This is a genomic window from Mesorhizobium sp. M7A.F.Ca.MR.148.00.0.0 (genome assembly GCF_003997735.1).
Classification (GTDB): domain Bacteria; phylum Pseudomonadota; class Alphaproteobacteria; order Rhizobiales; family Rhizobiaceae; genus Mesorhizobium.
The window spans coordinates 38044-56514 of record NZ_RZTB01000012.1 but is presented as its reverse complement, the minus strand read 5'-3'; the positions used below and the strand labels follow the sequence as shown (position 1 = coordinate 56514).

Annotated in this window: 21 protein-coding genes; 13 read left to right on the top strand and 8 right to left on the bottom strand. The window is 61.5% G+C overall.

Annotation, left to right across the window (positions count from 1 at the left end; all coding sequences use genetic code 11):
* Positions 1–267: 267 nt before the first annotated feature.
* Positions 268–1182 carry an oxygen-dependent coproporphyrinogen oxidase gene (hemF, locus tag EOB49_RS07130; protein ID WP_127380582.1) on the bottom strand — a complete coding sequence of 305 codons (915 nt, stop codon included), beginning with the start codon at positions 1180–1182 and terminating at the stop codon, positions 268–270.
* A gap of 114 nt (positions 1183–1296) precedes the next feature.
* Between hemF and EOB49_RS07125 the strand changes: the two genes are divergently transcribed.
* Positions 1297–1554: a hypothetical protein gene (locus tag EOB49_RS07125; RefSeq protein WP_127269425.1), complete on the top strand. Its 258-nt coding sequence runs from the start codon at positions 1297–1299 to the stop codon at positions 1552–1554.
* Here the strand turns inward: EOB49_RS07125 and soxR are convergent.
* Together soxR and EOB49_RS07115 are read right to left on the bottom strand one after the other, a co-directional pair.
* Positions 1551–2012 carry a redox-sensitive transcriptional activator SoxR gene (gene soxR, locus EOB49_RS07120; protein ID WP_127380581.1) on the bottom strand — a complete coding sequence of 154 codons (462 nt, stop codon included), beginning with the start codon at positions 2010–2012 and terminating at the stop codon, positions 1551–1553. The two genes, EOB49_RS07125 and soxR, sit on opposite strands and share 4 nt — an antisense overlap.
* Positions 2013–2173: 161 nt before the next feature.
* Complete coding sequence (locus tag EOB49_RS07115; RefSeq protein WP_127320593.1) at positions 2174–2632, bottom strand: tRNA (cytidine(34)-2'-O)-methyltransferase; 459 nt, start codon at positions 2630–2632, stop codon at positions 2174–2176.
* A 442-nt stretch (positions 2633–3074) separates the two neighbouring features.
* Here EOB49_RS07115 and EOB49_RS07110 point away from each other — a divergent pair, with 442 nt between their 5' ends.
* The 5 genes from EOB49_RS07110 to EOB49_RS07090 are packed head-to-tail and all read left to right on the top strand — an operon-like array spanning position 3075 to position 8077.
* The gene (locus EOB49_RS07110; protein ID WP_127326784.1) at positions 3075–3470 is read left to right on the top strand and encodes a hypothetical protein; all 396 of its coding nucleotides are present in this window, start codon (positions 3075–3077) and stop codon (positions 3468–3470) included.
* A 29-nt stretch (positions 3471–3499) separates the two neighbouring features.
* Positions 3500–5386 (top strand): ABC transporter ATP-binding protein, encoded by a 1887-nt coding sequence (locus EOB49_RS07105; RefSeq protein ID WP_127380580.1) that lies wholly within the window; start codon positions 3500–3502, stop codon positions 5384–5386.
* 10 nt (positions 5387–5396) lie between these two features.
* On the top strand, positions 5397–7280 hold the full coding sequence (locus EOB49_RS07100) for an ABC transporter ATP-binding protein (protein ID WP_127380579.1): 1884 nt from the start codon (positions 5397–5399) through the stop codon (positions 7278–7280).
* 4 nt (positions 7281–7284) lie between these two features.
* Entirely contained in the window at positions 7285–7764 is a 480-nt protein-coding gene (locus EOB49_RS07095; protein WP_127380578.1) for a GNAT family N-acetyltransferase, read from the top strand.
* A 1-nt stretch (position 7765) separates the two neighbouring features.
* Positions 7766–8077: a DUF6665 family protein gene (locus EOB49_RS07090; RefSeq protein ID WP_127322756.1), complete on the top strand. Its 312-nt coding sequence runs from the start codon at positions 7766–7768 to the stop codon at positions 8075–8077.
* Positions 8078–8080: 3 nt separating this feature from the next.
* Here EOB49_RS07090 and EOB49_RS07085 read toward each other — a convergent pair whose 3' ends face one another.
* Positions 8081–8425 carry a cupin domain-containing protein gene (locus EOB49_RS07085; RefSeq protein WP_127270961.1) on the bottom strand — a complete coding sequence of 115 codons (345 nt, stop codon included), beginning with the start codon at positions 8423–8425 and terminating at the stop codon, positions 8081–8083.
* A 313-nt stretch (positions 8426–8738) separates the two neighbouring features.
* On the opposite strand from EOB49_RS07085, the gene petA reads away from it, so the two are divergent.
* The 6 genes from petA (at position 8739) to EOB49_RS07055 (ending at position 14218) form a co-directional block, all read left to right on the top strand.
* Positions 8739–9299 carry a ubiquinol-cytochrome c reductase iron-sulfur subunit gene (gene petA / locus EOB49_RS07080; RefSeq protein ID WP_127270959.1) on the top strand — a complete coding sequence of 187 codons (561 nt, stop codon included), beginning with the start codon at positions 8739–8741 and terminating at the stop codon, positions 9297–9299.
* Between the two features lie 16 nt (positions 9300–9315).
* Positions 9316–10617 carry a cytochrome b N-terminal domain-containing protein gene (locus EOB49_RS07075; protein WP_127326789.1) on the top strand — a complete coding sequence of 434 codons (1302 nt, stop codon included), beginning with the start codon at positions 9316–9318 and terminating at the stop codon, positions 10615–10617.
* Positions 10618–10645: 28 nt separating this feature from the next.
* On the top strand, positions 10646–11518 hold the full coding sequence (locus tag EOB49_RS07070) for a cytochrome c1 (protein ID WP_127380577.1): 873 nt from the start codon (positions 10646–10648) through the stop codon (positions 11516–11518).
* A gap of 127 nt (positions 11519–11645) precedes the next feature.
* Complete coding sequence (locus EOB49_RS07065) at positions 11646–12341, top strand: phosphatase PAP2 family protein (RefSeq protein WP_127380576.1); 696 nt, start codon at positions 11646–11648, stop codon at positions 12339–12341.
* 176 nt (positions 12342–12517) lie between these two features.
* Entirely contained in the window at positions 12518–13663 is a 1146-nt protein-coding gene (locus EOB49_RS07060) for an alpha-hydroxy acid oxidase (RefSeq protein ID WP_164781611.1), read from the top strand.
* A gap of 9 nt (positions 13664–13672) precedes the next feature.
* A complete protein-coding gene (locus EOB49_RS07055) occupies positions 13673–14218 on the top strand; it encodes an adenine phosphoribosyltransferase (protein WP_013529989.1) in 546 nt (181 codons plus the stop codon).
* Positions 14219–14386: 168 nt separating this feature from the next.
* On the opposite strand, the gene EOB49_RS07050 is transcribed toward EOB49_RS07055, so the two are convergent.
* The 3 genes from EOB49_RS07050 to corA form a co-directional block, all read right to left on the bottom strand.
* The gene (locus EOB49_RS07050; protein WP_127380574.1) at positions 14387–14857 is read right to left on the bottom strand and encodes a MaoC family dehydratase; all 471 of its coding nucleotides are present in this window, start codon (positions 14855–14857) and stop codon (positions 14387–14389) included.
* Positions 14854–15330, bottom strand: a complete 477-nt coding sequence (locus tag EOB49_RS07045) for a MaoC family dehydratase (RefSeq protein WP_127269625.1) — start codon at positions 15328–15330, stop codon at positions 14854–14856. The genes EOB49_RS07050 and EOB49_RS07045 overlap by 4 nt, the downstream gene beginning before the upstream one ends.
* Before the next feature lie 123 nt (positions 15331–15453).
* Entirely contained in the window at positions 15454–16428 is a 975-nt protein-coding gene (gene corA, locus EOB49_RS07040; protein ID WP_127380573.1) for a magnesium/cobalt transporter CorA, read from the bottom strand.
* A gap of 332 nt (positions 16429–16760) precedes the next feature.
* Between corA and EOB49_RS07035 the strand changes: the two genes are divergently transcribed.
* Positions 16761–17513 (top strand): DUF5131 family protein, encoded by a 753-nt coding sequence (locus tag EOB49_RS07035; protein ID WP_127380572.1) that lies wholly within the window; start codon positions 16761–16763, stop codon positions 17511–17513.
* Here EOB49_RS07035 and EOB49_RS07030 read toward each other — a convergent pair.
* Positions 17468–18385 (bottom strand): three-Cys-motif partner protein TcmP, encoded by a 918-nt coding sequence (locus EOB49_RS07030; RefSeq protein ID WP_164781610.1) that lies wholly within the window; start codon positions 18383–18385, stop codon positions 17468–17470. The genes EOB49_RS07035 and EOB49_RS07030 overlap by 46 nt on opposite strands.
* Positions 18386–18471 lie beyond the last annotated feature (86 nt).

The following is an 18471-nucleotide window of genomic DNA, read 5'->3' as shown; positions in this document are numbered from 1 at the left end:
TGCCCCGCGTCGTCTGGGCCGTCCGGTCGCGTCGGGTCGCGGCTCGCTTTGTCTGACGCAATTCCGGTCGGAAAGCCGTTTCGCACTTTCCTGGAATTGCGCGCAGGCGAACCGCCGGCGCTTCCCGACCCGGCCCCACAAATAGGCCAGTCTTTTCAACGGCCTATTAGACGAAAAAGAAATTTTGCGCCGCACCGTGTGCCACATTCCATGCCCATTTCGAGCGAATGGGACATCAATGCGACTCACGCCGCGCTCACCATTTTGTTACGGCCAGCGAACCTCGGGCGGCAGGCTGGAGAGAATGGACGCGACATTGCCGCCGGTCTTCAGTCCGAAGATGGTGCCGCGATCGTGAAGCAGATTGAATTCGACATAGCGGCCGCGGCGGATGAGCTGTTCGTCACGGTCGCCATCGGTCCAGTTCTCGTTGAAGTTGGCGCGCACGAGGTGACCGTAGACGACGAGAAAGGAGCGGCCGACATCCTGGACAAAGTTGAAATCGGCATTCCAGCCGCCTTTGTCCTCGCCCGAATGCAGCCAGTCGAAGAAGATGCCGCCGGTGCCGCGCGGCTCGTTGCGGTGCGACAGATAGAAGTACTCGTCGCACCAGGCCTTGAATTTCGGGTAATCGGCGACCGCGGCATTCTTCTCGCAAGCGAATTGCATGGCGCGGTGGAAGGCGAGGGTATCAGGGTCGTCCTGGGTGCGGCGGCGATCGAGCACCGGTGTCAGATCGGCGCCGCCGCCGAACCATTGGCGCGATGTTACCACCATGCGCGTGTTCATGTGCACGGCCGGAACGTTGGGATTCCACGGGTGCGCGATCAGCGAAATGCCGGATGCCCAGAAGCGCGGGTCTTCCTCGGCGCCGGGCATCTGCTTCCTGAATTCGGGCGAGAACTCGCCATGGACGGTCGAAGTGTGGACGCCGACCTTTTCGAAGACGCGGCCGTGCATCATCGACATGGTACCGCCGCCGCCACGGCCCTCGTCGCGTTCCCACGGCGTCTTTTCGAAACGGCCCGGCGACCACGAGGCCAGCGGCCCGCCAAGGTCCTGCTCGATCTGCTCGAAAGTGGCGCAGATGCGTTCGCGCAGGGCCTCGAACCAGAGGCGCGCCTTCATCTTCTTTTGTTCGATGTCGGCGGGCAGCCCCGCCGGTATTTCAGGTCGTTCCAAGTGCCGTCTCCGGTTGCGGGGCGTGAGTCGACAAAAGACTCGTCTTTTCCGGGCGCGATCCCTAATCTCTTAGGGGACAGGGTCAAGTGTCATAACGGTGCAAGGAGTTGTTTCGTGCGCACCCCGGCAAGACCGCCGCTGGATGGCCTGAAGAGAAGGCTCGACCAAAGCCGTGCCGAGCGCGTGCGTATGCCGCGTGACGGTTTCCTGCGCGAGACCTTCGTGCTGCCGCGCTCCGATGCGCGGCTCAAGGCCAAGGAATGGTTCGAGCGCTTTCCCAAGCAGGCCTACTGGACCGAGATCGAAAGCTGGTTCGAGCGGCCGGGCGACCTCATCGAGTTCACCATCAGGCGGTTGCCAGCGGCTGACTAGGATCTCCTCGAGAGAGGCGGAGCAACCAGCCTCCTTGCCCCTGTCCCCTCGCGCGCCAGCCGGTCGCCCTTGTTGCGCAGCGGGCATTTGTCGATCGACATGCAGCCGCAGCCGATGCAGTCGGTCAGCCCGTCGCGCAGTTTCTTCAACTGGGCGATCTTGTGATCGAGCCCGTCGCGCCAGGCGGTCGACAAAACGTTCCAGTCATCGCGCGTTGGCGTGCGACCCTCGGGCAGTGACGCCAGGGCCGTGCCGATCTCGGCCAGCGAGATGCCGACCTCCTGCGCGACCTTGATGATCGCCACGCGCCGCAGCACGTCGCGGCCGTAGCGGCGCTGGTTTCCCGCCGTACGGTGGCTGCGGATCAGGCCGCGGGCCTCATAGAAATGCAATGCCGACACCGCCACACCGCTGCGCATGGCGACCTGGCCGACCGTTAATTCCGTGACAGCAGCCATTTCGCACTTTCCGCTTGACCTCAAGTTAAGTTGAGCTTGTAGCGAAGAAAATATCGTTTGGGCAAATGCAGGAGAAGGCGATGTGCGCCTGGATGAGAATAAGTGGAGAAACCCCTGTCGTCGTCGACGATAGGGGTGATGTTGTCGATGGGGTGTGGATTCTATCCGAGTTGCCGGACGGCTTCGCCCGCCACCATGGCGACGGAAAGCGCGACGTTGATGCTGCGCGCCGTACCCTGCATCGGGATGGTCAGCCGCGTATCCGCCGCCTGATGGACAGGATCCGGCACGCCTGCGGATTCCCGGCCGAACAGGAGTATGTCGCCTTCGGCGAAGATGAAGCTGGTGTAGGCCGTCGTGGCTTTGGTCGACAGCAGCACCAGCCGGCGCGAACCAGCCTTGCGCCATTCCTCGAAGGCGTGCCAGTCGACATGCCGGGTCAGGGCAGCCATTTCGAGGTAGTCCATGCCGGCTCGCTTGAGCGCTTTGTCGGAGAGCGGAAATCCGGCCGGTTCGATGATGTCGACGCCAAGTCCGAGGCACGCGGCGAAGCGTAGGATTGTTCCGGTGTTGCCGGCAATGTCAGGCTGGTAGAGCGCGATGCGGAGACGACAGTTCATTTCCGCGTCCTTCTAATAAGTGGCGGATCGGCCACAGCGGCTTGGCGGTTTTGGAAATTGCTGGACCTGCGGGTGGCCATTTTCTGCGAAGTCGGTTATACGGCCAGCATTGTCAACCCGAAACGATGGAGGGGTAATTCATGATGACCATGCACATCCAGCGCCCCTCTCGTGGGCTTACCTGCCTGCCGGCGGTTTCGGTACGACGATTCTCCTGACTCTCTAAGACTTGATCGCACCGATTCACGCCGAAACGATTTTTCGGCTCTCGAAGGAATCCTGCGATGTTTTTCAAAAAGTCAAAAGGGCTGAACGCCCCAGCTGAGCCTGTCCGGACCGATGCTTGTCATGTCCAGACCGACGCAATGCGTGCCTCCGGCCGAATGCCGGCGGACGATATTGCTTCGCCTTTTTATCTGATTTTCACACGGAGGACGGACCGATGTTCGATCCCTACAGAATACCTGGCTCGAGGAGCCTGCATATCCACCGACTGCCGACCTGGGCGCTGCTGATCGGCGACACCTATTCGTCGGCGGTTCACGCCGAGGTTCGCCGCCGGCCGCATCGCGGCATGCTGCCGGATGTCGATTTTTCGCGCGCGGTTCCCGATCTGAGCCGGCCTTCGCTGGTGCGCCGGATCATCCGGCTGATCCGGCCGGGCGCGAAAAACCGGGCTGGCGGCACCGTGTCGTCAGGATCGTCTGGCGCAGCTGTCGGCGAAAAGCCCGCGAGCCCCTATATTGCGCGAAGCAGGGCCGACGGTCCGGGTGATTCCAGACCGTCGGCCCTTGACGCCATGGGTTCCGGGGATTTCGTACGCTCACGTGCCGCGTAAGCGGCAAACACATTTCACAGGCATAACCTATGTTGTTGTTTAGCTGGTTTGAAAAAAGGCTCGATCCGTTCCCCGCAGCGGAACCGGTCGAGCCGCCCAAGACGCTGGTTGCCTTCTGCCTGCATTATACGCGCGGCGCATGGCCCTATATCCTTTTCGACGCGGTGCTGGTGACGGCCATCGCGATCGCCGAAGTATGGATGTTCGGCTTCCTCGGCCGCATCGTCGACTGGCTGTCGGGGCAGAATCGCGAAACCTTCCTGCAGACGGAAGCCTGGAAGCTCGCCGGCATGGCCTTCATCGTGCTGTTCGCGCTGCCGGGCACGGTATGGCTGCATTCGTTTCTCAACCAGCAGACGCTGATGGGCAATTATCCCATGCGCATCCGCTGGCAGGTGCACCGCTATCTGCTCAAGCAGTCGATGAGTTTCTACCAGGACGAGTTCGCCGGCCGCATCGCGACAAAGCTGATGCAGACGGCTCTCGCCGTGCGCGAATGCGTCATCAAGGTGATCGACGTCCTGAACTACGTTATCGTCTATTTCCTCGGCATGCTGCTCATCGTCGGCTCGGCCGACTGGCGGCTGGCCGCGCCGCTCGGCTTCTGGCTGGTCGGCTATATCCTTTTGCTGCGATTTTTCATTCCCCGGCTGGGCAAGGTTGGCGAGGAACAGGCCAATGCGCGCTCGATCATGACGGGCCGGGTCGTCGACAGCTACTCCAACATCCAGACGGTCAAGCTGTTCAGCCATGCACGCCGCGAAGCGTCATTCGCCAAAGACGGCATGTCCGGCTTTCTCGAAACGGTCTACCGGTCGATGCGGCTGGTGACAGTGCTTTTTGGCTCGCTTTACATCCTGAATGCGTTGCTCTTGTTCTCTGTCACCGCGATGGCGTTGTGGCTGTGGCTGGGGCAAGCAGTGACGATCGGCGCGGTCGCCGTGGTCATCGGCCTTGTGCTCAGGATGTGGGGCATGTCGCAATGGATCATGTGGGAAATGTCGGGCCTGTTCGAGAACATCGGCACGGTGCAGGACGGCATCGCCTCGATCTCGCTGCCGCGCCTTGTCGAGGACAGGCCGGACGCGAAGGAGATCAGCGTTTCCAGGGGTGAGATCCGCTTCGAGGACATCCGCTTCCACTACGGCAAGCAGAAGGGTGTGATCGAAGGCTTGTCACTGGCGGTGAAGCCGGGCGAAAAGGTCGGCATCGTCGGCCGTTCCGGCGCCGGCAAGTCGACGCTGGTCAACCTGTTGCTACGCTTCTATGACCTCGAAGCCGGCCGGATTCTGATCGATGGCCAGGAGATCGCCGGTGTGAAGCAGGATTCGCTGCGTGCGCAGATCGGCATGGTCACGCAGGACACCTCGCTGCTGCATCGTTCGGTGCGCGAGAACATCCTGTATGGCCGGCCCGATGCCTCGGAAGAGCTGCTTGTCGAGGCAGCGGGGCGCGCCGAGGCGCTGGACTTCATATCAGGGCTTTCGGATGCCAGTGGCCGGAAGGGCTTCGATGCCCATGTCGGCGACCGCGGGGTCAAATTGTCCGGCGGCCAGCGTCAACGCATCGCCATTGCTCGCGTTATGTTGAAGGATGCGCCAATACTTATCCTTGACGAAGCGACCTCGGCGCTTGATTCCGAAGCCGAGGCGGCGATTCAGGAGAACCTCTACAAGCTCATGCAAGGCAAGACCGTCATCGCCATCGCGCACCGGCTCTCAACCATCGCGGCGATGGACAGGCTGGTGGTGATGGACAAAGGCCGTGTCATCGAGGAAGGTTCGCACGAGGAACTCGTCGCCCGAGGCGGGCTTTACGCCCAGCTCTGGCAGCGCCAGTCGGGCGGGTTCCTGCTTGAGGGCGGTCCCGCCGACCCCGCCAACGATGCACTTGCAAAGGGGCAAGCCGCAGAATGATGGCCGCCGCATGATGACTGCCGTCTATCGCTGGTTCGAGAACTGGGTCTATCCGTTCAGGGAGCCAGCGAATCTTCGGCCACCGACCAGCGTCGGCGGTTTCCTCTGGCACTATGTCGGCCAGGCGAAGTTCGCCTTCTTCGCCATGCTGGTCATCGGCGGCATCGCGCCGCTGGTCGAGGCCGGCCTGTTCTACTTCGTCGGGCGGCTCGTCGATATTCTCGACCAGCTTCCCGCCGAGCGCAGCTGGCACGCACTGTGGGCCGCCGCCGGTCCTGAACTGGTTTTCATGGCCGTGGTGGTGCTGGTCATCCGCACCGTCGTCGTCGGCCTGTCGGCGCTGGTCGATGAACAGACCATCACGCCGGGCTTCTACAATCTGGTGCGCTGGCAGGCACACCGGCATGTCTCGCGCCAGTCCTACGCCTTTTTCCAGAACGATTTCGCCGGCCGCATCGCGACAAAGGTCTGGCAGGCGGGGCAAGCCACCGGCGACCTGATGGAAAGCTTCATCGAAGTCGTCTGGTTCATGATCGTCTACACGGTGACGACGCTGGCGCTGGTCGCAGGCCTCGATCTCAGGCTGGCGGTGCTGGTGGTGATCTGGATTTCCGCTTTCGCTTGGCTGGCCAAGCTCTACTTGCCGGCAATCCGCAAGCATGCCGAGGAAACCGCCGAGGCCGGCTCGATGATCACCGGCCGCATCGTCGATTCCTATTCCAACGTGCAGACGCTGAAACTGTTCTCGGCCGACGGCGACGACCGCTACATCAGGAACGGTTTCGACATCTACCTCGACGCATTGCGCCCGTTCACCCGCCGGCTGACCGGCGTGCGCATGGCGCTGACGACGCTGTCGGGCATCATGATCACGGCGATCGGCTGCTTTGCTGTCTATCTCTGGGTCGAGGGCTCGATCACCGTCGGCGCGGTCGCCTTCACGCTGTCGCTGGTGCTGCGGCTCAACATGCTGCTCGGCCGGCTGATGATGCAGCTCAACAGCATCTTGCGAAACCTCGGCGTGCTGGAAAATTCCAAGGCACTGATTTCGCAGCCGCTCGGCCTCACCGATGCCCCCGACGCCAAGGAACTTGTGGTGGCAGGCGGGCGTATCGAGGTGAAGAACGTCGAGTTCCATTACGGCAAAGGGTTCGGCGTGCTGAACGGCATCGACCTTGTCGTCAAGCCGGGCGAGAAGGTCGGGCTGGTCGGACCGTCGGGCGCCGGCAAGACGACGCTCGCGAACCTGATCCTGCGGCTCTACGATCTGGAGGGCGGCTCCATCATGATCGATGGCCAGGACGTCTCCGATGTCACGCAAAATTCGCTGCGCGCCAATATCGGCGTCGTCAGCCAGGACACGGCGCTGTTCCACCGTTCACTGCGCGACAACATCAAGCTCGGCATGCCAGATGCGACCGATGCGGAGGTGATCGCGGCGGCGAAAAAGGCCGAGGCGCACGAGTTCATCCTGACCTTGCGCGACAACAGGGACCGCGCCGGCTACGAAGCCTTTGTCGGCGAGCGCGGCGTCAAACTGTCGGGCGGCCAGCGCCAGCGCGTGGCGATCGCCCGCGTGTTTCTCAAGGATGCGCCGATCCTGATCCTCGACGAAGCGACCTCCGCACTCGATTCCGACATCGAGGCGGCGATCCAGGAGAATCTGATGCGGCTGATGGAAAACAAGACGGTCATCGCCATCGCCCACCGGCTGTCGACGATCGCGGCACTCGACCGACTGGTGGTGCTCGACGGCGGCCGCATCGTCGAACAGGGCATGCATGACGAGTTGGTAGCACTCGATGGGCTCTATGCGCGGCTGTGGAAGCGGCAGTCCGGCGGTTTTCTCTATCACGAGGACAGCGTGCTCGAAGAGACACGCCCGGCGGAGTAGCTCCATGGGTGGATCAACAGGCGCCATCTCAGAGGTCGGCTACGTGCTCAAGCGGCTCCGGCCGACCATGCCGGCTTTCGACACGCTGAAGGAAGAGAGCCGGCAGGAAGGCTACTGGATGCTGGTGCGCCTGGCGGATGGCTGGGCAAGTGGCCGCAACAAGTTCCTGAAACGGGGCGAGGCGCTGTACGGAGCCTGGGATGGAAGGGAACTCGCCGGCGTGTGCGGGTTGAACATCGATCCCTATTTCGAGGCCAGGGACCACGGCCGGGTCCGGCACCTGTTCGTCAGTGCGCGTCACCGTCGCGCCGGCCTTGGCCGGATGCTGATCGAAACCGTTATCGACAGGGCACGTCACCATTTCGCCGCGCTGAACACCCGCGCGCCGCAAGAGGCTTTTGGTTTTTACGCACGGCTTGGATTTACGCACGTGGAAGGCGAAGAATTCGTCACTCACCGCATGATTTTCGGGAAAGGAGGCTGAAATGTCCTTGCGTCCGCCGTCCCATCTTGCCGGCGCCTCGGCCGCTGAAGCCGCCTTCGACGCGCTCGGCCATGAAATATTGGCGGAAAAGGCGGCAGCACTTGGCCGCGCCGGCCAGCGGGTAGAGGAAACGCTGGCCAGGCTGCGCGACAATGCCGACGAGCAACTGCGCCCCCGGCTGCTCAAGGATGCCGCCGAGGCGGTGCATGGCTATTTCATCCAGCGCGAGCTGTGCGGCTTGCGCAAGCACGATGCCGTCATTCGTGAATACAACATCCCGAAAGCGGTGCTGGCCAGGCTCGGCGCGAAATAGAGATCACTCCAGCCATTCGGTGATGAAGCTGCCGTTCTCGTGGATGTCGGTCGTCTCCAGCGGGCCTGGGCCGAGATTGGTGAATTTGTGCGGCGTGTTGGGCGGCACGATCAGGATCTGGCCGGCGGATGCCTCGATCTCCTGGTCGCCGACAGTGAACAGGCCGGTGCCCTGGCGGATGATGAAGATCTCCGCGTAGGGATGCGTGTGCAGGCGGGGGCCGCCGCCGACGCCAGGCAAATAGTTGAAGATCAGGCAGGAGTTGGAGCCGTAGGCGCCACATTGCAATTCGCCCTTCCAATGGTCGGAGCGAACAGACCAGGTGTCGCGGTCTATGACGTGTGCCATGATGGCAAGGATAGACCCGGCTGGCGCCTTGTGTCGAGCCGAACAGGGGCGTCGGATTTGCGGTTGTTTCCCGGTTGTTTAGCGATGTTTGGCGGCTATCCGGCGTCGCGTTGAGCGGTGGCGGATTTTGTCCCCGCGACAATCTGCCCTTGTGCCTTCACCCGTCTGGACAAAAACGGGCTTCACGCATAAACCGAAGTCCAAATGCCGGAGGAATTCGCAAGCCTGTTCGCCATGCGCTGTCGGGTTGGCGTAATTGAGCGGGGACAAGGCTCAGCCACCGGCACGGAAGAGGCGAAAGGATCAGGCACCCGTGAGCGCAACCGACACCCAGGATCCCAACCGTCGTGATTTTCTCTACGTCGCCACCGGCATGGCCGCAGTGGTCGGCGCGGGTGCCTTCGCGTGGCCGTTCATCGACCAGATGCGCCCCGATGCCTCGACGCTGGCGCTCGCTTCCGTCGAAGTCGACGTCGCCTCGCTGACGCCGGGCATGTCGCTGATCGTCAAATGGCGCGGCAAGCCGGTCGTGGTCCGCAACCGCACCGAACAGGAAATGAAGGACGGCGAGGCCGTCAAGCTGGCCGATCTCAAGGACCCGATCGCCCGCAACGCCAATCTGCCGGCCGATGCACCGGCGACCGACGCCAACCGCACCACACCCGGCAAGGAAGCCTGGATGGTGATGGTTCAGGTCTGCACCCATCTCGGCTGCATTCCGCTCGGCCAGGAAGGCGATTTCGGCGGCTGGTTCTGCCCATGCCACGGCTCGGTCTACGACACGGCCGGACGCATCCGCCAAGGCCCGGCGCCTGAGAACATGGCGGTGCCGGTGTTCAAGTTCATTTCCGATACCAAGATCCTTATCGGTTGAGGCAGGGGACATTTCGATGAGCGAGGGACACTCGACCTATACGCCCAAAACCGGTCTCGGACGCTGGTTCGACGCCCGTATGCCGCTGCCGCGGCTGGTCTATGACAGCTTCGTCGCCTATCCGGTGCCGCGCAACCTCAACTACGCTTGGACGTTTGGCGGCATCCTGTCGATCATGCTGGTGGCGCAGATGCTGACCGGCATCGTGCTGGCCATGCACTACACGGCCGACACCAATCTCGCCTTCGGCTCGGTCGAGAAGATCATGCGCGACGTGAATTCGGGCTGGCTGCTGCGCTACATGCATTCGAACGGCGCCTCGTTCTTCTTCGTCGCCGTCTACATCCACATCTTCCGTGGCCTCTATTACGGCTCCTACAAGGCGCCGCGCGAGCTGCTGTGGATCCTCGGCTGCATCATCTATCTCCTGATGATGGCGACCGGCTTCATGGGCTACGTGCTGCCATGGGGCCAGATGAGCTTCTGGGGTGCCACCGTCATCACGGGTTTCTTCAGCGCCATTCCGCTGGTCGGCGACTGGATCCAGCAGCTGCTGCTCGGCGGCTTTGCCGTCGACAACCCGACGCTGAACCGCTTCTTTGCGCTGCACTATCTGTTGCCGTTCATGATTGCCGGCGTCGTCGTTTTGCACATCTGGGCGCTGCATGTCGTGGGCCAGTCGAACCCGACGGGTATCGAGGTCAAGTCGAAGACCGACACTGTCGCCTTCACCCCCTACGCGACCATCAAGGACGCGTTCGGCATGATCGTGTTTCTGTTCTTCTTCGCCTATTTCGTCTTCTACCTGCCGAACTATCTCGGCCATCCCGACAACTACATCGTCGCCAACCCGCTGAAGACGCCGGCCCACATCGTGCCCGAATGGTACTTCCTGCCGTTCTACGCGATCCTGCGCGCCATCACCTTCAATGTCGGGCCGATCAACTCCAAGCTCGGCGGCGTGCTGTGCATGTTCGGCGCCATCGTCATGTTGTTCCTGGTGCCGTGGCTCGACACTTCGAAGGTACGCTCGGCCGTTTACCGGCCCTGGTACAAGCTGTTCTTCTGGCTGTTCGTGGCCGATGCCATCCTGCTTGGCTGGCTGGGCTCGCAGCCGGCCGAAGGCAGCTATGTGTTCATGGCGCAGATGGCGACATTGTTCTACTTCGCCTTCTTCCTGATCGCGCTGCCGGTGCTCGGCCTGATTGAGACGCCGCGACGGCTGCCGAACTCGATCACCGAGGCGGTCCTCGAGAAGAACAAGGGCGGCAGCGGACATCCGGCGGGCGCTACGGCGGCGCCGGAAACCAAAGGCTGAGCGGGTAGAGAATCTAAGGGGATTTGGCATGAAAAAGATTCTCACCTCGCTGGCGCTGGTCGGCCTCGTGGCCGTCGGCATCGGGTCGGCGGGCACTTGGGCGATCGCCGCCGAAGAATCGCACAACGCCGCCGCGCCGACGCATTTCCCGATCCACGAGCCGAAGGAAATGGACTGGAGCTTCACCGGCCCGTTTGGCACCTATGACAAGGCGCAGCTGCAGCGCGGCCTCAAGGTCTACAAGGAAGTCTGCGCGGCCTGCCATTCGATGAACATGGTGGCGTTCCGCACGCTGTCGGACCTCGGCTATTCCGATGCGCAGATCAAGACGCTGTCGGCCGAGTACACGATCCATGACGGTCCCAACGATGCCGGCGACATGTTCGACCGTCCCGGCAAGCCGTCCGACCACTTCCCGCCACCGTTCGCAAACGACGAAGCGGCCGCCGCTTCCAATGGTGGTGCTGCTCCGCCCGACATGTCGCTGCTGGCCAAGGCGCGCGGCGTCGAGCGCGGCTTTCCGCAATTCGTCTTCGACATCTTCACCCAGTATGACGCGGGCGGGCCCGACTATATCCACTCGCTGCTGACAGGCTATAACGAGACACCGCCTGCCGGCATGGTCATCCCGGAAGGCACCCACTACAACCCCTATTTCATGTCGGGCGTGTCGCTGAAGATGCCCAACCCGCTGTCCGACGGCCAGGTGACCTATGATGACGGCGCGCCGCAGACAGTCGACCAGTACTCCCGCGACGTTTCCGCCTTCCTGATGTGGGCGGCCGAGCCGCATATGGAAGACCGCAAGAAGACCGGTTTTCGCGTGCTGGTGTTCCTGCTTCTGTTCGGCGCGCTGGTCTATCTCACCAAGCGCAAGGTGTGGGAAGGCGCGGCGCATTGAGCCACACAATCAAGTGATCGCGAAGGGCGCCGAGAGGCGCCCTTTTGCATTTCCGGAGGCTGGTCATGTCACATGGCCGTCACCGCATCCGGCGATCCTGTGCTGCTCTCATCAAAGGATCGCATTCATGAAAAGATACGCATCGCTCGCGGCAGGCCTGTTGCTGCTCATCGTCGGCTCGGCCGCGCAAGCGGAAGACGCCCAGCCCTTCATCACCAACAAGGATGTCGACCTGACGATGATCCTGCCGCCGCCGCCGGCAAACGATTCGGCACAAACCAAGGCCGAACTCGGCGAGGTGCTGACTTTGCAGGTCACGCGCACCCCGGAGATGGTCGCCAGCGCGGTGGCCGATGCCGAGGAGAATGTCTGGCGCTTTGCCGACGTGATGGGGCCGAAATTCAACAAGGAAACGCTGCCGAAATTCAGCGCCTTCTTCGATCGCGTGGTGGCTACCGAAGGCGCTGTCGTCGATCCGGCCAAGGATGTCTGGAAGCGCCCGCGCCCGCATCAGCTCAGCGATCTCGTCAAGCCTGCGGTCAAGCTGTCGAACTCCGGTTCCTGGCCTTCCGGACACGCCACCGTCGGCACGATGATGGGCATCATTCTGTCCGACATGGTTCCGGAAAAGCGCGCCGAGATCATGGCACGCGCGAGCAAATACGCTCACAACCGCGTGGTTGGCGGCATCCATTTTGCGTCCGATGTCACGATGGGCAGGATTTCCGGCAGCGTCATTGCCGCGGTCCTGCTCAACCGGGACGACTTCAAGGCTGAATATGAAGTGGCCAGGGCCGAGCTTCGTTCCGATCTCGGCATGTAATCCTCGTCAGCCGGATTTAGACGGGAAGGGGCGCTCAAGGCGCTCCTTTCTTGTCTGCGCCATTGCTTAGGCGGAAGTTCGGCAATTAGTCCGTTGGCATGGCGGCATGAGGTTGATATTCGACGCATCGAACGGTGGCGAGAAGCTCGTCCCGCCATGGCTTTTGGATTTCGATGATGCGGCTCAGCGACTGTCACAACTTTTCCGATTTCCGCCACATGGCGCAGCGGCGGCTGCCGGGGCCGATCTTCAATTACATCGACGGCGCGGCGGACGACGAGGTCACCTACCGCCGCAACACCGAAAGCTTCGAGACCTGCGATCTGGTTCCCAATGTGCTGCGCGGGGTGAGCGAGGTCGACATGTCGGTGACGGTCATGGGCCAGAAGCTGGCGATGCCGTTCTATTGCTCGCCGACCGCCTTGCAGCGCCTGTTCCACCATCAGGGCGAGCGCGCGGTCGCCAAGGCCGCGGCCAAGTATGGCACCATGTTCGGCGTCTCGTCGCTTGGCACCGTCAGCCTCGAGGAGGCGCGCAGCATCAGCAGCAGCCCGCAGGTCTACCAGTTCTATTTCCATCGGGACCGCGGTCTTAACCGGGCGATGATGCAGCGCGCCAAGGCGGTCGGCGTCGAGGTGATGATGCTGACCGTCGACAGCATCACCGGAGGAAATCGCGAGCGCGACAAACGCACCGGCTTTGCCATTCCCTTCAAGCTCAACCTTGCCGGAATGGCGCAGTTCGCGCTCAAGCCAGCCTGGGCGATCAATTATTTCACGCATGAGGGGTTCAAGCTGCCGCAGCTCGACGAGCATGTCGACATGGGCGGCGGCACGATGTCGATCAGCCGCTACTTCACCGAGATGCTAGACCCGTCGATGACGTGGGACGATGTCGCCGAGATGGTCAAGCTTTGGTCGGGTCCGTTCTGTCTCAAGGGCGTTATGTCGGTGGAGGACGCAAGACGCGCCGTCGACATCGGCTGCAGCGGCATCGTGCTGTCGAACCATGGCGGGCGGCAGCTGGATGGCTCGCGGGCGGCGTTCGACCAGCTTGCCGAGATCGTCGATGCCGTTGGCGACAGGATCGACGTCATCATGGATGGCGGCGTGCAGCGCGGCACGCATGTGCTGAAGGCGCTGTCGCTCGGTGCCAAGGCCGTCGGCGTCGGACGCTACTATCTGTTCCCGCTCGCGGCGGCGGGCCAGCCCGGCGTCGAACGGGCCCTTGAGCAGATGCGGGTCGAGATCGAACGCGGCATGAAGCTGATGGGCTGCAGTTCGATCGAACAATTGTCGCGCAAGAACCTCCGTTTCAGGTAATCTCGACCCATGAAATCCTCCCTCGAAGACACATTGCTCGCCGCCATCCGTACCATTCCGGACTATCCCAAGCCAGGCATCCTGTTTCGCGACATCACCACGCTGCTCGGCAATGCGCGCGCCTTCCGCCGCGCCATCGACGAACTGGTGCATCCCTACGCCGGCCAGAAGATCGACAAGATCGCCGGCATCGAGGCACGCGGGTTCATCCTTGGCGGCGCCGTCGCCCATCAGCTCTCGGCCGGCTTCGTGCCGATCCGCAAGAAAGGCAAGCTGCCCTACGAGACGGTGCGCGTCGCCTATAGTCTGGAATATGGGCTGGACGAGATGGAGATGCACAAGGACGGCGTTGCTCCGGGCGAGAAGGTGATCCTTGTCGACGATCTGATCGCCACCGGCGGCACCGCGGAAGCGGCGGTCAAGCTGCTGCGCCAGATCGGCGCCGACATCCTCGCCGCCTGTTTTGTCATCGACCTACCGGACCTCGGCGGTCGCGCCAAGCTCGAAGCCCTCGGTGTGCCGGTCAGGACGCTGATAGGATTCGAAGGGCATTGAGGAGCGCTTGCTCCTTCTCCCCCTGTGGGAGAAGGTGGCCTCGCGAAGCGAGGTCGCATGAGGGGTGTTCCAGGGAAAGCCAACGCCTCACTTCGCTGGAGCACCCCTCATCCGTCTTGCCGCTTCGCGGCAATCCACCTTCTCCCACAGGGGGAGAAGGAAGGGCGCTCACTCCACCTTCACCAGCACGGCGCTTTCGAACTCGAGCACCTTGTCGCCGGTGGAATCGAAAGCTTCCGAACGCAGCGCCAGAAGCCGCCAGCCGGGGCGTGAGGCAATCGGGCGGTGCGACAGCGCGGTGCGCGTGAAGGTGATGGCTTGCCCGGCATAGACCGGCTTCAGCCATTTCAGGTTCTTGAAGCCGGGCGAGGGGCCGAATTCCGGCACCGGACCGGGACCGCTCCACGCAGCGATCTCGGCGTCCATACGGTTTTCCAGATTGAGTTTCATCCAGGTCGCGGCCGTGTGCCAGCCAGACGCGCAGAGGCCGCCGAGCACGCTTTTCTTCGCGGCCTCCTCGTCGATATGGAAGATTTGCGGGTCGTATTTGCGGGCGAAGGCCTTGATCGCCTCGGGCTCGAATGTGTGCGAGCCGAGCGTGACGGTAGTGCCGATACGGAAGAACTCGTCCAGTGTCATGCTTGGCTCCCCGCGGCATCGCGCGTGAGGAACATGACGGAGTTCTCGAGCTCGAAGACGCTTTCGCCACGCTGGTTGAACAACTCGCTGCGCATGGTGACGAAGCCGAGTTGCGGCTTCGATTTCGACAGGCGCTTGGCAACAACCATCAGGGTGCCGGTCAGTTGGTCGCCGGCCAGGACCGGTTTCTTCCATTTGACCTGATCGACGCCGGGCGCGCCCTGGCAGGTCGAGTCCAGCAGGAACGCATCGCAGAGCATGCGCATGAACATGGCGCAGGTGTGCCAGCCCGACGCGGCCAGCCCGCCGAGGATGCTGGCCTTGCCGGCTTCCTCGTCGAGATGCATTGGCTGCGGGTCGAATTCTCCGGCAAATTCGACGATCTCGGCGGCACTCACGAGCTTCGAGCCGAGGTCGATCGATGCGCCCTCGATGAAGTCCTCATAGGCCCATGTTTTTATCTCTGCAGTCATGGTCTGGAATCCGGCTTGTCGACCCACGATCCCCAGGATCGGGGCTTCCGGATGCAGGCCGGCGTTCATTTGGTCAAGCGATTTTTACTGCGCCAGCCTGTGGCAGCCGATCGACAAGGCCACTCAGAGCCAGCCGCGGCGGCGGAAGTACCAGAAGGGCAGGATCGCCGACAGCACCATCATGGCGATGGCGAAGGGATAGCCAAGTTGCCATTTCAACTCGGGGATGATGTCGAAATTCATGCCGTAGATCGAGGCGACCAAAGTCGGCGGCAGGAAGATGACGGCGGCGACCGAGAAGATCTTGATGATGGCGTTCTGCTCGATCGAGATCATGCCGAGCGTGGCGTCTAGCAGGAAGGAGATCTTCAGCGACAGGAAGGTGGCGTGGTCGGCGAGCGACAGCACGTCGCGAGACAGCGTCTTGATGCGCGCCTTGGTGTCCTTGCTCATCTTGGTGCGGGTCGAGGCATGGGCGAAGAAGCCTGCCAGGCGCTGCAGCGAGATCAGGCTGTCGCGGATCGAGGAGGCAATGTCCTCCTTGCGGCCGATGGCTTTCAGCAACTCCTGGAAATCACGGTTGCGCTTGGAAACCTTGGTCGACCGCGCCTCGAAGATATCGCGCGAGATCGCCTCGATGTCGCGGCCGGCGCGTTCCAGAATGTCGGCGAGACGGTCGACGATCGCCTCCAGCAAGCCGATCAGGATGGTGTCGCCGCTGGTGCAGCCGGTCGCCACCTTCTCGGCGCGCTGCGGAAAGGTCTTGAAGGCCTTCGGCTCGTGGTAGCGCACCGTGATCAGCCTTGTGCCGGCCAGCACGAAGGTAACTGGCGACATCAAGGGATCGTCGATTTCGGTCTGGGCGGGCAGGGTGGCGGTCATGAAATAGGCGCCGTCCTCGACATAGAGGCGGCTCGAAATCTCGATCTCCTCCATCTCCTCGCGCGTCGGAATGGCAACGCCGAGCCAGCTCTCGATCGTCGCTTCCTCTTCCTTGGTCGGGTTGAACAGGTCCGCCCAGACGATGGTCTCGCTGTTTGCCAGGAGATCGTCGACGACGCGCAGGCGGTCATTGTCCACGACGAAGGCCTTGATCATCGCCTGGTATCCCTTGCTGGGGCCAAAGGGTGCGTTCGGATTGACGCGTCGTGTTGGATTGCACGGGTTCTCGACGTCAGCGCCGACCGTGCGTCTGCCGCTTAGACCTGTGACGTGACAAAATCAAGACAAGTGGCGACCCCGTGGATCACCACCGGCCGGATCGGAAAAATTCGCGTAGCAGTCGGTATTAGGAGAACTGAGCCTATTTCCGTCAAGCTAGGCGTGATACAGCGAGCTACAAGCCTCGTTGTGAACAAATTCCTATCGTAGAATTTAGAAAGACGTTACAATGTCTATGCCACTCTTCCATCAACACGGAAGGTGATGTGATGGCCGAAACATCAATCGAATGGACAGATGCAACCTGGAACCCAGTCGCCGGCTGCACAATCCTTACCGCCGGATGCACAAATTGTTACGCGATGAGGATGGCTGCTCGACTGGAGGCTATGGGAGTCGACAAGTATAGGGGGGTAACACGCAAGAGCGGCGGCAGAGCGAAATGGTCGGGAAAGATTAAGCTCGACCGCTCATCGCTTTCCATTCCGCGAGAATGGAAGAAGCCTAGGCGTGTCTTCGTAAACTCAATGTCTGATCTCTTTCATACGGAAGTGCCAACCGCCTTCATCGGTGAGATATGGCAGGTCATGGCATCCACGCCTCACCACACCTATCAGGTTCTGACAAAGCGGCCCGATAGAATGTCGGAGGTACTTTCGTCCCCCGGGTTCAATGTGCTTCCAAATGTCTGGCTCGGTACCAGTGTCGAAGATAGTCGGGTACTGTACAGGCTGGATGATCTCCGTAAGGTTCCTGCGGCCGTGAGATTTGTCTCATTCGAACCTCTAATTGGCTCCGTGGCTGGCGCGAATCTTCAAAGCATCCATTGGGCAATCGTCGGCGGCGAAAGTGGGCCACAGGCTAGGCCGCTAGATACGCGATGGGTGGACGAGATTTTCGACCAGTGCACCGACGCGGACACAGCGTTCTTCTTCAAACAGTGGGGCGGCAAGAACAAGAAGGTGACAGGCCGCACTTATCGCGATCGGCTTTGGGACAATCTTCCCGATCTGAGAATATGAGAGGCCATCTTTGTCGCTAGTGCGACGGCAGCCGGACTGGTGTTTGACACAGCGAAAAACAGTGAAGCCAGCGGTGCGCCTCCTTTGTGATGAAGGCGAACTGGGTCCAAAACAGCCCCTTTGAAGACTGTGCGCAGGCGCTCCTTCACGTAGGATTCGATAGCGTTCACATCCGCTCGCCGAACTGCTTGTCCGTTCGTTTCGAATAGGTCTTGGCGAGTACTTTCGTGGCTGTACCAACGCTCGCGCCAATCGGTTGCTCCTAGAACGCGATCCAGGCTTGCCTGCTTGCTCGGATCGAGCTTTGCCGGGTCATGGGGAGCATTTCGGTAGAGGCCTGATAGCGGAAAGAAATACCAGCAGTCCAAGGCTTCTGTAGCTGCGATGGCCTTTACCGTCTCCCAGGAGACCTCCATGCCATAAGGGTCGAGGAAGACAACGCCACGAATTCCACGACCGACTGTTTCCGGCCCACGCCAATTTGTGCGGTTGCAAAGGCGTTGGACAAGGTCGTTAGCATCCCCGTTCCGAGCAATTATCTTGCGATTGGGATACTCGGAGATCAGTTGCTCAAGCTGCGCAAAACGGGAGCTATCCTGTTCGATTAGCACGATAGAATGCATCGGTGGGTCGACTTCGATTGCAATCCTAGCCGACCCCTGTGTGGTTACTTCTTCGGGTTCTGCCACTTCTGAACCGAAGAGAGGAAGACCGGGGCGAACTTCTGTACGGGTCCCGGAACCGGCAAAAGCATCGATGTAAACGCAAGCGAATTCCTGATCGCGCAAAGCGATTGCAAAGGCTCTGAGATATTCCTGTAAGCAACGGAGCTTCTTCGGGGTGTCTGGCCCCCCAAAGACGTGTGTCACCATCGTCGCCATCCTCCACCCCGGTACATCGATACGCAGAATGAGTGGGGTGTCTAGGAGGATTTATGTCATAGCGATGTATTTATCAC